Origin of the sequence: Acinetobacter chengduensis (genome assembly GCF_003664645.1) — a bacterium.
GTDB lineage: Bacteria > Pseudomonadota > Gammaproteobacteria > Pseudomonadales > Moraxellaceae > Acinetobacter > Acinetobacter chengduensis.
Genome location: NZ_RCHC01000013.1, coordinates 91,314 through 105,159 on the forward strand (window position 1 = coordinate 91,314; position 13,846 = coordinate 105,159).

Here is a 13,846-nt window from a genome sequence, read left to right on the forward strand (position 1 = left end):
TTATTAAACTTAAAATCCATATCATATTTTAGCGCATTGTTAAGATAATAATGCGCTGTGTCTTATTTATAATAAAAACTCATCTTATTTTATTAAATAAAAAACTTGTTATTTTGTTTTTTATGATGTAGTTTAAATTCATCAAGTGTTAATGATTATCATTTTCAATTGGTAGATTTAAATAATGTTTGAGTATTTATTATTAAAGTGTTTTTTAATTAATATATTTTCTTTTTAATATGGTAAATGAGTAAAAGAAAATAAATTTAAAAAATTATTTATTTTAATTATTGAATACATTTAATTAAGGTCAAGGATGTATTCTTTGATCTTGATCATAAAACTTAAATACTTTTATAAAATAGATTATGAGGTTAAATATGCAATTTCACAAAACTACTTCAGCACTTTTTCTTTCACTTGGTTTAATTGCAGCGGCGCATGCTGGTGTAGATGGTGGTTCAAGTAACTCATCTAACATCGCAATTGGCACAGCGCAGGCGGGAGCCGATGCTCCTGAAAATCATCAAGGCGGAACAGCAGCCTTATCTGTGGTATCAGCTGGCACACCTTATAATGGTTATTTAGGTTTCAGCGCTTTGCAAGGCTTAGCAAATGCATTTACGGGTTCTGGCACATCTAATACCAATAGTACGGTATCTGTTACAGGCGCAGATGACCTGCATTTAAAAGTCAGCTCAATTCCTGTAACTGCTATGCCCGGCAGTCATAGTGTTTTAGGCAATTTTAATTTTGCTCAAGTCCTTGAAACTTCGGGTAACCAAGGTAGCTTACCTGCAACTTATTTTGGTGAATGGTGGGGAAGTGCGGATACGGTCACTGGTTCAACACATACAGTTTATTATGCTGGCGATAATACAGGTCGCACGGTACCGACCAGTGGCACGGCTGTGTATACAGTTGCAGGTATTAATAACGGTGTCACTCTTGCTGGTAAATTTGATGCAGATTTCAGTGCTGGTACTTTAGATGGAACAATGACGGCTGCTACTGGCACAGTCACCTCATTGGCAGTAAATGCTGCAATTTCCAGCAGTACAGGAGCTTTTTCTGGGACAGCAACAGCGAATGCAACTGAACTAGGAGTGACTTCGGGGCATTTCTTTGGGGCGAATGCAGATACCTTAGCAGGTATTTCACAATTTGCGGACAGCAAATTTGATACCGCATTTGGTGGCGTGAAAAACTAAATTTTATAAGAAAAGACTCGCTTAGGCGAGTCTTTTACCTTGAACTGCTGACTGGATAATAACGCTGTGCAAAAAATAAAAGTTCTAAGTATCTTTATGCTCATACCATCTTTGATTTATGCTGCAGATGATAATGATACAAGGCTTAGGTTAGAACAAAATTTGCTTCAGCAAAATAGTGAACAGCAGCAACCTTTAAAGCAACAACAAAAAAATGATCAATTACCTGCTATGACCATTAACGGCGAAACAATTCATATAAATAATAATTTAAATGATTTAGGTCAGGCACTCTATCTGGCAGTTATGCAGAAACAATGGCAGGCTGCCAGAATTTATTTAGAACAATATGTAAAGTTAGATGCTTATGATTTGGCACTAGCTCAGTTTGCACAGGGGGCAATTGCTCGAGCAAATGGACAGGCTGATATAGCAGAAAAATTATTTCAAGATGCACTCAATTTGCAACCTGCAAACACCATGATTCAATTGGAACTTGCCCGACTGTTGACCGAACGACAAAAAAATAAAGAGGCAGTGCAATTATTTAGACAAGTGAAAGCGCAACTGCAACAAAGGAATGATCCCATTGCTCAAAATATTCAAAAAACAGTTGATGTCTATTTAAATGGTTTAAAGCAACGTGATGCATGGCAAGGTTCTGTGAGTGTAGGCGCACGCTATGCTTCAAATATCAATAGTACATCTGAGCAAAGTTCAACTTGGATTAAGTATGCAGAAGATCAAAATGGCAACAAAATACCTGTGGAGCAAGTGACGAGGCAGACGGAAGATGCAATCAATGCAAATGCGTTGGATTATGAAGCCACTTTAAATAAGCGTTGGTCTGTGAATGGTCAGCACGGCATTGCTTTAAAAGCATTTGGCTATGGGCGTGCTTATGATGATCATCAAAATTACAATGAAATGACACTCAGTTTGAATGTCGGCTATAGCTATCAAAGTCAAAATAATCAAGTTTTGCTTGCACCAGTTTTTGAACATCGCAGATACCAAAATGCTAGCCTTTCCAATGCTTGGGGTGGCCGTGCGGAATGGATGCATGTACTTAACCAGAAAACAGCTTTTAAATTGGAAATGGAAGCCAAAGACATTCAAAATACTTTATATGCTAATCAAAGTGGCATGGAGTATGGTGTGTTTGGCACAGTTTGGAAAAATTTAGCAAAGCGCTGGACTATCTTTGGCGGTTTAGATTTTGTAGACCATAACAGCCAAGAACAATATTTCACAGCTTACCAGCAAACTGGGCTTCGTTTGGGATTAAGTAAACAGTTTGATGCAGGTTTTAGCACAACTATATTTAGCTCATTGCGCTTGCGCCAATACGACAAATTTAATGCAGTGCTGGAGGATCAGCGACAGGATATAGAGCAGAATTATATGCTGGTGCTGAGTGCGCCTAGATGGGCAAAGTACGGCATAACGCCAAATTTAAGCTATCAATTTAATCAAAATAACAGCAACGTCGATTGGTTATATTCTTATGACAAACATAGTTTGAGTTTAAAGCTTGAGCATCGTTTTTAAGGCAGTAAGCTATTCAATAATAAATCTTAGGCTTAATGATATATGCTCATAAAAAATAGGGTCAGAGATCGTTATTATTCGTCTGGGCTCACTAAATTTTATACTGATATAGCTTTATAATTATTATAAAGTGTTGATTGTAAATGCATTAATTAATTATTTCTTGATTTAGATTTATATCAGCTCGTATAGGGACATGTCCTTTATGTCCCTAAAATATAACCGAGTGATAAATCTATAAAAACTCATTAGATTTAAAGAGTTATGAAAAAATGGTGTTAGAGTTCAGTGAGAAATCCATTTAAAAAATATCTTCAAAGATAAGTATACGTTGTAAAACAGTCCTTGAAGATATTTAAAGAACGAATGAGATACATATCTCCCTGTAATTTATTTATACATTTGCCATTTTAAAAGTTGAGATTGCTCGTTGCCTAGATATTTTGAGATCCACAATTGGGCGAGGATAGTTCAGTTCAACTGTAGATGCATTAGCATAAGGCTCGTGAATCTGTTTCGCATCACATTTGGCCAGTTCTGGCACCCAACATCGAATATAATCACCTTGAGCATCAAATTTTTGTGATTGGCTGACGGGATTAAATATTCGGAAATACGGTACAGAATCTGTTCCGGTTGATGCAGACCACTGCCAACCGCCATTATTGGCGGCAAAGTCACCGTCAATCAACTGTTGCATAAACCATGCTTCACCTAAGCGCCAATCGATCAATAAATTTTTCGCTAAAAACATGGCGCAAATCATTCGGACACGGTTGTGCATCCAACCAGTGGCTAACATTTGGCGCATTCCAGCATCAACAATAGGAATACCTGTCTGACCGTATTTCCATGCATTCAGAGCATCGTCATCTTGTAGCCAGGGAATGCTTTGTGTGCTGCGTTTAAAAGGAAGGTGCTTGGATACATGCGGAAAATCGGCCATAACATGCTGATAAAATTCACGCCACAATAATTCATTCAGCCAAAATTGCTGGCCTGAATTTTCAATATAAAAGTGGCCTTGTCGCGCTTGAAATAAGGCATCTAAACATTGGCGAATAGATAGAATGCCTATATTTAAGTAAGCTGAAAGTTGACTAGTACCCTCAATAGCAGGAAAGTCACGAGTTTGATCATATTGCATTAAACGCGATGCTATAAATTCTTCTAATAGATTCAATGCAATGTGTTCACCTACAGGCCAAAGTTGCTGAACTGACGAGTTAATCGGCTCAAGCCCTAATTCATCCAAACTTGGAATATCACTATTAATTCTGTCATCAATAAACATGACTGACTGTACTTCAATTTCAGGCAGAACTTGAGGCACGCAAATATTCAGTTGCTCTATACAGTTCTTTTTAAAGGCGCTAAATACTTGGTAGGGCTGGTCGGACTTGTTGCGAATGGTATGTAAAGGAAAGATGGTTCGATCTGTATATTGCTCAAATGGACAATTGATCTTTGTAAGCTGCGTCGCCACAGATTGATCACGTTGCTGTTCATTCCAGCCATTTTCTATATTGCAATGCACAGCTTTAATTTGAAAATGTTGGCAGAGTGCCTCAATTTTTGCTGGAATATCATCCCATAGCGGAATAATTTGAATATGAAGAGGGATATTTAATTTTGACAAAGCAACTTTTAATTCGGCGAGTTGACGTAAATAAAAATCAATTTTAACGGGGGCATCTTGATGAAGTTTCCATTGAGCAGGGCTGAGTATGACGAGAGCCATACATGGTCCATTTTGCTGTGCAAAATATAGAGCAGTATGATCTTGTATTCTGAGGTCGTTTCGAAACCATACCAATTGCATATCTGAAATTCCTGTGCCTGTATCCACATAAGTATAGTTAAAATCAGCCTTTTTCAAAGCCATAAACCTGCTGTGTATATTGTGGAAGATCGTATATTACAAATATATAAGCGATGTTTAATGAGATAAAAAATTTGGTGAACAATTGTTTAAATTTGATAAATTAACCAGCTACAGTCCAAATTTTGCTATGATCAGTCTTTAGCATTCTAAACAACCTAGTGCATTGAAATAAGTGAGCTCACTTCACGCTAGGATAAAAATGAAGGATTTTATAATGAAGTTGAAAACAGCCTTATTTGTATTGGTTTCTGTAGTTTCAGTTACGGCGCTCACTGCGTGTGGTAAAAAAGAAGCAGCGCAAGAGACTGATCCAGCACCGGCAAGTACAGAAGCCTCAGCTGCTGAAGAAACACCTGTAACAAATATTGAAGTTAGTCCAGATATGATTGATGCTGCACCACTAGAAGGCCAATCAGCTTCTGAAGCAAAAGCACAATAAACGATAGCGACTTTGTAACGGTATCTTATTTTTGGCTATCTAGTTAAAAATATTGGAATATTGCATAGTCGTGCATTTGGGTGCAAAGGTATAGTTTTTATGAAAAACTGTACCTTAACTTTTTGATGTATCCATTAATCATTCAACATTGGCAGAACAGACTCATACCATTATTGTGAATATCCAAATTTTATAAAAAATAAATCTAAAATATATCACTTAAAACTAAAGCACGAATAGATATAATAAGGATTGGGTTTTCCTTATTTGATGTACATTACGATCGATTGCTTCAACTAAATTGCAGTCTTATTTAGCCACAATGCCGATTTCTCATGAATATTCCATGAAGCCCAATCATGTGCATCAATTCGAATGACCATTAGGGCATCTTTGGCATAAATGTGTGACAGCAATTGATCCCGGATTTCTTCAGAACTGAGTTCACTGAGTAAAATCCAAGTGTCTTTGAGTGGTGTAATCGGTTTGATACTACTTAGCTGAACAATTTTTTTCTCGAGTTCATCATATTCACGTTTGGATCTTGCTTCTAAGCTAATTAAATAAGTGGTCATATTGAGTCTCATTGCACATAGAGATATTTTTTGTTGTAGCAAGTGGTTTACAAATTAACTTATTGTTTTGAAAAAGACTTTTTTAATGTCTAGTCGTGATTTGTACGAGATTAATAATAAATTTTTTGTTCAAAATTTTCAATAGTTTTGTTAATTAGTTCACTCTTTTTAAATATTCTGTTTCGATTGAAATTTTTTGTAAAATTCTGATGAATGGAATTTGACAGGTTGAAAAAATATGATAATAAATATCTATGGTTTTTAACCTTATGGTGGAAAACCTAAGCATTTCAGGATGAAATTGCTTAGAAGCGTTTTATAAAATTAAACGGGAGTTTTAACAACATGCTTCATTTATTTAGAAAATTATTTTGTATGCACATTTATGAATATGAGCAAATGGAAGAAATCGGTACGCACAAGGAATGTCGTAAGTGCGGTGACACTAAATAATAAAAAGTGAGCGAAAGCTCACTTTTTTATGGGCAGTCTTTTATTGTGTGCGGTTGAAAGAACGATTTCATATTACAATGTGTACCTACTTAAGATATGTATATTCACATGGCAAAAGATTTTCAATCAGATACTTACGTCGTCGATGATCAGTTACAAGATACTTTGACATGGTTATGTCATCATCAAGAGAGTTTTGACTCATTTCGCTATGATGCTATTGAAGCCGAATTAGTCGTGTTTCATGCCAATGGACAAGATGTAATTAAAGAGGGTGATTATCTTAATGCCAGCTATGGAATACTCATTACCGCGCATAATTTTGCAAAATAAGTTGCTTAGGTATACTGCTTTCATCTTAAATGCAATTCTAAGTTGATAAAAAAGCCCAAGATAAATTGGGCTTTTTTAATGTTCGGCCTTTAGCTTGCCATGGCATCAATTGAAAGTTCTGCGACGGTTGCTTTACTTTTTTCTGCTGTTAAACCTAATTTGGCAAATAGCTGTTTATCTTTACCTTCGCCCGCATTTGGAGTGGTCAATAATTTTTCACCAGAGAATAGTGAATTAGCACCCGCCATAAAAGCTAAGGCTTGGTCTGAATCAGAAAGTGATTCACGTCCAGCAGAGAGGCGAATGTAGCTTTGTGGCATAATAATACGCGCTACAGCAATGGTACGAATCCATTCAGTCACATCTAATTTTTCAACATTCGCGAGTGGTGTGCCATCAATGGGTACCAGCATATTAATCGGTACAGATTCTGGATGAATGGGTAAGGTTGCTAGTTCCTGCAATAAGCCAATTCGATCATTACGGTTTTCGCCTAGCCCGACAATACCACCACTGCACACTTTCATACCTGCACCGCGGACATGTTCCAAAGTGTTTAGACGGTCATCAAAAGTACGCGTACTGATAATGTGAGAGTAATATTCGCGTGAAGTATCAAGGTTATGATTATAGTAATCCAAGCCTGCATCTTTTAAACGCACAGCTTGAGACTCATTTAACATACCAAGTGTCATGCAGGTTTCTAGGCCTAAAGCTTTTACTTCACGTACCATTTCTAGTACATAAGGCATATCTCGTTCATGTGGATTACGCCATGCAGCACCCATACAAAAACGTGAAGAACCAGATGCTAAAGCTTCTTTAGCTTCAGAAATAACTTTGTCTACAGCGATACGTTTTTCAGCTTCTAAGTTAGAGTCATACCGTGCAGATTGTGAACAGTACTTGCAGTCTTCTGGGCACTTACCTGTTTTAATAGATAGCAGTGTGCTGACTTGAATGGTATTCGCATCAAAATTTTGGCGATGTACACCTTGAGCTTTAAAAACTAAATCTAAAAAAGGCTGTTCATATAAAGCCTGAATCTCTTCTCGAGACCAGTCATTACGTAAAGTCATGAGCTATCCATCATCATTGTATTCTACTTGGTATTTATCATACAGAAACCGTGCCAACCTAAAAGGCAATAACTGTCAACTTTGATAGTATCTCTCGATTAAATTTTTAATTATATGGAAATATAAGATTGTATATTTGCTTACAAAGTTGGCTGTATTTACAGTAAATTGCTCACAAAGTTTTTTATGCACTTTTGAATTTTGTAAGGAATGTGCCACTTAGATTTTAAAATATTGAAAACTTAACAGCAAACAGGTTGAGCTGAATTTGCTGTAAGTTAGTTTAAAAATATCAAGATTTTGCTTGTTGTTCGGCAATTGCCCAGTCAATGTGGACTTGCACAATCTCATCATGCAACGCGCGGTTTTGCTGTAAAGCATGCAAAATTTCTACAGAATAATTCGCATTTCCCAAGCCAATCGCAATATTGCGCATAAAACTTTGGTAGCCAGTACGACGGATTGGGCTACCTTCCGTGCAACTTAAAAAGGTAGCTTCATCCCATTGCCAAAGGTCTAATAAAGAAACCTGATCTAAACCATGTCGTGGGTTGAAGTCTTCTATAGATGTTTTCTTAGCAAAACTATTCCATGGGCAAATGAGCTGACAGTCATCACAACCAAATACTCGGTTGCCTATGCCTCTGCGTAATTCTTCTGGAATAATACCTTTATATTCAATGGTTAAATATGCAATACATTTGCGTGCATCAAGCATATAAGGTTCAACAATGGCCTGAGTCGGGCAAATATCAATACAGGCATTGCAGGAACCACAGTGCTTTTCTGCTGGACTGTCAAAAGGGAGTTCTAATGAAGTAAAGAGTTCACCAAGAACAAAAAAAGAACCTGATTTCTTATGAATGAGTAAGGTATGTTTACCTGTCCAGCCCATACCTGCATTTTCTGCTAAAGACTTTTCAAATACAGGTGCAGAATCGGCAAAGGGGCGTGCTTCAAAATCGCCCACTTTTTCACGAATAATAGAAGCGAGTGTCTTTAAGCGTCCACGCATCGTTTTATGGTAATCGCGACCACGTGCATAGCGAGCAATAATTGCTGAGTTAGGTTCATGTGGTACATAACGGGGCTTTGGTGTTTCCACCAAATAGTCCATGCGCACACAAATGATGCTTTTTGTGCCGGGGATGAGCAAAGTTGGGTCGGCACGCTTGTCTAAGTTCTCTTCTAAAAATTTCATGTCGCCATGATAGCCACGTTTTAAATATTCTTTAAATCGGGCTAATTCAGCTTGAGCATCTGGTTTGGCAATGACACAATCAGAAAAACCCAAAGCCAAAGCTTGAGCTTTAATCCATGCTTTTAGAGTGGCTGGATCATCTTGGTTGAGCTGAATTTTTGATTGAGCAGAAGTTGCCATAAACCATTTGGAAGGAAGAAGAATGCAACAGCAAGTTTATCATAGCCAAGCTATTCAAGCATGGGAGCAGCGCTGGTTTGGCCAGCAAAACAGCTCTTATGGGTTAATGAAGCAGGTTGCATGGATAACGGCCCAGCGGTTAATTGCATTATTTGATTCGCAATTTGAGCCACAAAAAAAACAAAGGGTAGCTGTGTGTTGTGGTCAGGGCAACAATGCTGGTGATGGCTATTTAATTGCAAAGTATTTATTTCAAGCGGGTTTTAAAATAGATGTATATGCTGCGCCATTAGGGATGTCTAAAGATTTACACGCTGCAGAGCAAGAAACCCGAGAAACGGGTATAACGATCGTTTCAGGCTTTAATTTTCAGCAAAATTACGATGTTTATATTGATGCTTTATTTGGTATTGGCCTAAACCGTGCGCTAAATGCAGAGTGGCAACATATTATTCAACGTGTAAATACACAAGATGGTCTGAAAATTTCTATCGACATTCCAAGTGGGTTACAAGCGAACAGTGGTCAACCTTTGCCTTGCGCAATTAAAGCTGACTACACATTTACAGCTTTGGGCTTAAAAGCAGGCCTATTTACAGGACAAGGCAAAGAATATGCAGGCACTGTAACGGTGATTCCAGCTTTACCTGTGGATGATGTGTTGGAGCCAATAGCTTATCTTTCTCCAATAAAGGTTAACTTACCAACACGTAAAGCTTTTGGGCATAAAGGCAGTTATGGGCATGTACTGGTGGTTGGTGGTCATGCAGATATGGGCGGTGCCGTGATCATGGCGGCCGAAGCTGCTTTTCATGCAGGTGCAGGTAAAGTAACGGCTATATGTGATGCTAAACATCACACTGCGATTTTGGCTCGTGCACCAAATATTATGCTTCGTGATATTAATGCGTTATCAGCCAGTGATGTACAGGATTTAATTGCTCAGGTTGATGCTGTCTGTTTTGGCATGGGCTTAGGACGTGATGATTGGGCAAAGCAACAATTTGAACTTTGGTTTCCGCTAATCCAGCAGTCTACTTTAGAGGTTGTGTTAGATGCAGATGCCTTATGGTTTTTGGCTGAATCGCCTGTACAGTTAAATAAGCATAGTTATTGCACCCCACATTCGGGTGAGGCAGCTAGGCTCCTCAACATAAGCGTGCAAGAGATAGAAGCAGATCGCATTCAGGCTATTCACCAGCTACAGCAAAAATATGCAGGACAATGGGTGCTTAAAGGTGCGGGTAGTTTAATTTTACAAAATGAGCTGTGGATTTGTACCGCAGGCAATGCGGGTATGGGCACTGGTGGTATGGGGGATGTGCTTGCTGGCATGATGGCCAGTCTAAAGGCTCAATTTCATCAAGGTATTCATTTGCATGAAATTGTAACTTTACATGCTTTGGCTGGTGATGATTTGGCACAAAGAGGCATGCGAGGTTTACAGGCACAAGATATGGCGCAAGCTGTGTATCGTGCCGTGAATGGACGTACAATGCTATGAATAGAAAAGCACTGAAACTATGTATTCATGGTCAAGTACAAGGTGTCGGGTATCGACGTTGGTTTGAACAGCAGGCAATTGCTTTAAATTTAAAAGGGTATGTAAAAAATCTAAGTTCAGGTGAAGTTGAAGCCGTTATTTGGGGTTTAGATACAGATATTCATCACATGATTGTGCAGTGCAATATAGGCCCTGTGAATGCTGTAGTAACTGCTGTTGAATGCACGGAAATGATTGTAGATGACGCCGAATTTTCAAGCTTTACAATACAACGCTAAAAGTTGTAACGAAGTATAAGTCATTACAACTTTGTTATTAATGGTTATGAATTAGCGACGTCTTGAACTATAACGGCTACGCCCACGTGCCATACCACCTAAAGCATTCAGTACTGCCATTTTGCTCATACTGCCAGAAGCATGTGCATGACAAATGGCGGCCGCTAAAGCATCGGCAGCATCTTGCTGTGGTTTAATGTCTAAGTTCAACAGCTTCATCACCATCATTTGTACTTGTTCTTTATCGGCTGCGCCGTAACCGACTACAGATTGTTTGATTTGGCGGGCGGTATATTCTGCAACTTTTAAATCTAAATTGGTTAAAGCGGCAATAGCTGCACCACGAGCTTGACCAAGTTTTAAAGCTGAGTCTGGGTTTTGAGCCATAAAGACTTGTTCGACAGCAGCTTCGGTTGGACCATGAAATTTAACAATACGGTCGACACCAGCAAAGATGCGTTTTAGTCTTTCAGGCATTTCTGTGGTTTCAGTACGAATGGTTCCAGCATCCACAAAAGTGAGCTTAGATCCTTCATGTTCGATGATCCCGTAACCAGTAAGACGAGAACCAGGGTCGATACCAATAATTAATGGCATATTTGCCCTTTAAAAATTAAAATATGCCCATATTGTTACATAAGCGGATCAAAAAAGCTTGATAGTGATTAAGCACTTGGTTGATGCACTTTATTTATTTAATTGAGATTTGATTAATTTTCATGAAATTATTTCTGATTGTACTTATCGGCTTAATCCTAGAAGTCTTTGTTTGGATTGGCGTGGGTGACCTCGTCGGTAGCATGTGGTATGTATTCTTCTGGTTTGTTGCTACATTCTTTATTGGTATGAATATGATCCGCAAATACTCTGCGGGTTTAATGCCTCAAATGCAACAAATGCAAGCAGGTCAAATGAGTGCAGATCCAGCGCTTTCAGGTAATCTTCCTAAAATTATCGCGGGATTTTTACTTCTTATCCCTGGTCTTATTACAGATGTATTGGCATTGCTTATTTTAATTCCACCTGTACAAAATGCCTTAAAAACAACCATGATGAATGTGATGATGAAACGTCAACAAGCCATGATGGAAAAAATGATGGGTGGCATGATGGGCGGTGACATGGGGGGTATGGGTGGTGCGCAAGGTCAAAACCCATTTGCAGACATGATGCGTCAAATGCAAGATATGCAAAACCAACAAGCTGGTCGCGATTCTAATATTATTGATGGTGAAGCGCGTGAAGTGACACCTGATGCTAAAAAAATTGAAATGAAAGATGTTAATCCAAAATAGAACATCCCTTCATTACGGGCCGGATATTGATCCGGCTTTTTTTATATCAAATGAACCTGAGGCCAACAAATTATTTGAACTATCGATATAATAGTGCAGTTTTTAACATACCGTACAAAAATAAATGTCCTTGCTCTTCACGATTTGTCTGTTGCACTTTGTCGCACAGCTTAGCCCAGGTCCCGACGTGCTTTTAATTGCTAAAAGTGCAGCATCTACAACACGTGCGAACACACTCAAAATTATAGCGGGGATTTCCGTTGGTATTATTGCGTGGGTGGTTTTAACGCTTTCTGGTTTTACAGTTCTGATTGAGCAATTTCCGTGGATTCAACAGGTACTAATGTTGATTGGTGGTTTGTTCTTAGCAAAAATGGGCTGGGCGATGTTAAATGGAGGCTTAAAAAGCCTTAAGCAAGTAGCCAATTTGGAATCAGAGACTCAGCCTGAACCTGCTAAAAACTATTTCATGCTTGGTCTATTGACCAATCTATCTAACCCTAAAACGCTGATTTATTTTAGTAGTGTATTTTCTTTGGCTTTAAGTTCTTCTGCGGGTACTGGGCTAAAAACACAATTAGCAATTATTATTCCAATTCAAACATTTTTAGTTTTTAGTCTACTGATGCTGATCCTTTCAATGCCAAAGGTCAAAAGCTTCTACCAGCGATCTGGAAGCTATATTGATATTATTTCAGGTGTGCTTTTTTTAGGTTTTGCAATTTGGCTTTGGCTGGACGCATTTCGCTTTGTTTAAGTGATTACGACTCGGTGTTATTGGCCTCTAATTTGATTATGAAAAAGATAGGCTCAGAACAAAAAGTACTGAGCTGAAGTATATTGTATGGGCAGTAATGATTTATGGCCACCACGTGTTGGCCAGATGAGCAATTAACGGGATTGGTCTGATACGCTTGAGGGTGGTGTATCTTCAGTAATCGTTTGCACTGTTTCTTCTTTCGTCATTTTTTCATCTGTTAAAGAGGCTTGATAACGATTTGGTTGTAAAGTTGCCTCAGTATTTTCAGAACCTTTATAGCTACGGCTCCGATTTGCACGCTCTCTTAAACCACCTTTTTTAATCAGCTGAACCATAGTTATTCCTCATTAGATTGTTTTATTTTAATCTAAATCGAATTATAAAAAAGCAGAAGAAATATACGAATAAATATGAGGGCTTTAAGCCCCCAAATGTACTGCGGGTATTTAAAAATTAACGCTTATCGTTTTGTTGTAGGACTTCAAACAGAGATTGTTGTTTTGGTATTTCTTGATGATCTTGTAAATAAACATGTACGACTTTAAAGACGATGGATACGACTAAACAGGTAAGGACGCAAAAAATCCAAAAGCCATAAGGGCTACGAATGTTGTGTGAACCACAGTTGGTGCATTCTTTGTCAGTAGAAGCAACAGCTTTGTTGCAACAGGCACAATGATATTGATATTGCATTTTTATTCTCCTTATCATCTGGCAACATTTTAAGAATTATTTATTGTGTATTTCTATGATGACCGTAGTGTGTATTTATTCATCTTATGTGAGTAATTTATAATCTACAAGTAGATTATAAATGAAATGTAACTCTGAGGATTTAATTAAAATTGATAAGCCACTAAAGCTTTGTTTTCTATTTGTTGTTGTGAATTAAGTGGAAATTTTAGTTACAAAAGATCCAATGCGCGTGGTAATTGTCGAAATAAAAAGCCAGTCCTAAGACTGGCTTTTTAGCTTTAATCAGTGTGAGTCACACAATTACTGTCCAGAACGAATGATGTAATCAAAAGCAGAAAGTGATGCTTTCGCGCCTTCACCTGTGGCAATGATGATTTGTTTGTACGGCACTGTTGTACAGTCACCA

15 protein-coding genes and 1 pseudogene are annotated in these 13,846 nt (G+C 38.1%); 8 read left to right on the forward strand and 8 right to left on the reverse strand.

The window, feature by feature from the left end:
• Positions 1-380 precede the first annotated feature (380 nt).
• Positions 381-1,211, forward strand: coding sequence for a Slam-dependent surface lipoprotein (locus D9K81_RS12345; protein WP_120375044.1), 831 nt, complete (start codon positions 381-383; stop codon positions 1,209-1,211).
• Positions 1,212-1,277: 66 nt separating this feature from the next.
• Positions 1,278-2,762, forward strand: a complete 1,485-nt coding sequence (locus D9K81_RS12350) for a surface lipoprotein assembly modifier (RefSeq protein ID WP_120375045.1) — start codon at positions 1,278-1,280, stop codon at positions 2,760-2,762.
• A gap of 394 nt (positions 2,763-3,156) precedes the next feature.
• Here D9K81_RS12350 and D9K81_RS12355 read toward each other — a convergent pair whose 3' ends face one another.
• Complete coding sequence (locus D9K81_RS12355) at positions 3,157-4,584, reverse strand: cryptochrome/photolyase family protein (protein WP_121523293.1); 1,428 nt, start codon at positions 4,582-4,584, stop codon at positions 3,157-3,159.
• A 277-nt stretch (positions 4,585-4,861) separates the two neighbouring features.
• Here D9K81_RS12355 and D9K81_RS12360 point away from each other — a divergent pair, with 277 nt between their 5' ends.
• The gene (locus tag D9K81_RS12360) at positions 4,862-5,086 is read left to right on the forward strand and encodes a hypothetical protein (protein ID WP_227602095.1); all 225 of its coding nucleotides are present in this window, start codon (positions 4,862-4,864) and stop codon (positions 5,084-5,086) included.
• 296 nt (positions 5,087-5,382) lie between these two features.
• Here D9K81_RS12360 and D9K81_RS12365 read toward each other — a convergent pair whose 3' ends face one another.
• The gene (locus D9K81_RS12365; RefSeq protein WP_120375086.1) at positions 5,383-5,661 is read right to left on the reverse strand and encodes a hypothetical protein; all 279 of its coding nucleotides are present in this window, start codon (positions 5,659-5,661) and stop codon (positions 5,383-5,385) included.
• Between the two features lie 561 nt (positions 5,662-6,222).
• On the opposite strand from D9K81_RS12365, the gene D9K81_RS12370 reads away from it, so the two are divergent.
• On the forward strand, positions 6,223-6,447 hold the full coding sequence (locus D9K81_RS12370; RefSeq protein ID WP_120375103.1) for a hypothetical protein: 225 nt from the start codon (positions 6,223-6,225) through the stop codon (positions 6,445-6,447).
• Between the two features lie 89 nt (positions 6,448-6,536).
• Here D9K81_RS12370 and bioB read toward each other — a convergent pair whose 3' ends face one another.
• Both bioB and queG read right to left on the reverse strand, forming a co-directional pair.
• Positions 6,537-7,526 carry a biotin synthase BioB gene (gene bioB, locus D9K81_RS12375; RefSeq protein WP_120375087.1) on the reverse strand — a complete coding sequence of 330 codons (990 nt, stop codon included), beginning with the start codon at positions 7,524-7,526 and terminating at the stop codon, positions 6,537-6,539.
• Between the two features lie 292 nt (positions 7,527-7,818).
• The gene (gene queG / locus D9K81_RS12380) at positions 7,819-8,907 is read right to left on the reverse strand and encodes a tRNA epoxyqueuosine(34) reductase QueG (protein WP_120375088.1); all 1,089 of its coding nucleotides are present in this window, start codon (positions 8,905-8,907) and stop codon (positions 7,819-7,821) included.
• 22 nt (positions 8,908-8,929) lie between these two features.
• Between queG and D9K81_RS12385 the strand changes: the two genes are divergently transcribed.
• Together D9K81_RS12385 and D9K81_RS12390 are read left to right on the forward strand one after the other, a co-directional pair.
• Positions 8,930-10,411, forward strand: coding sequence for an NAD(P)H-hydrate dehydratase (locus D9K81_RS12385; protein ID WP_120375089.1), 1,482 nt, complete (start codon positions 8,930-8,932; stop codon positions 10,409-10,411).
• Positions 10,408-10,689 carry an acylphosphatase gene (locus tag D9K81_RS12390; RefSeq protein WP_120375090.1) on the forward strand — a complete coding sequence of 94 codons (282 nt, stop codon included), beginning with the start codon at positions 10,408-10,410 and terminating at the stop codon, positions 10,687-10,689. Before D9K81_RS12385 ends, D9K81_RS12390 begins: the two co-directional genes overlap by 4 nt.
• 51 nt (positions 10,690-10,740) lie before the next feature.
• Here D9K81_RS12390 and ruvC read toward each other — a convergent pair whose 3' ends face one another.
• Positions 10,741-11,286, reverse strand: coding sequence for a crossover junction endodeoxyribonuclease RuvC (gene ruvC, locus D9K81_RS12395; protein WP_120375091.1), 546 nt, complete (start codon positions 11,284-11,286; stop codon positions 10,741-10,743).
• A gap of 122 nt (positions 11,287-11,408) precedes the next feature.
• Here ruvC and D9K81_RS12400 point away from each other — a divergent pair, with 122 nt between their 5' ends.
• Together D9K81_RS12400 and D9K81_RS12405 are read left to right on the forward strand one after the other, a co-directional pair.
• Entirely contained in the window at positions 11,409-11,984 is a 576-nt protein-coding gene (locus D9K81_RS12400) for an FxsA family protein (protein WP_120375092.1), read from the forward strand.
• A 124-nt stretch (positions 11,985-12,108) separates the two neighbouring features.
• Positions 12,109-12,741, forward strand: a complete 633-nt coding sequence (locus D9K81_RS12405; RefSeq protein WP_120375093.1) for a LysE family transporter — start codon at positions 12,109-12,111, stop codon at positions 12,739-12,741.
• Between the two features lie 134 nt (positions 12,742-12,875).
• On the opposite strand, the gene D9K81_RS12410 is transcribed toward D9K81_RS12405, so the two are convergent.
• From D9K81_RS12410 to D9K81_RS12420, 3 genes and pseudogenes are all read right to left on the reverse strand, one after another.
• Positions 12,876-13,079, reverse strand: coding sequence for a hypothetical protein (locus tag D9K81_RS12410; protein WP_120375094.1), 204 nt, complete (start codon positions 13,077-13,079; stop codon positions 12,876-12,878).
• Positions 13,080-13,197: 118 nt separating this feature from the next.
• Positions 13,198-13,437, reverse strand: a complete 240-nt coding sequence (locus tag D9K81_RS12415) for a hypothetical protein (RefSeq protein WP_120375095.1) — start codon at positions 13,435-13,437, stop codon at positions 13,198-13,200.
• 303 nt (positions 13,438-13,740) lie between these two features.
• Positions 13,741-13,846 (reverse strand): annotated as a pseudogene (locus tag D9K81_RS12420) (FAD-dependent oxidoreductase); the annotation flags it as partial.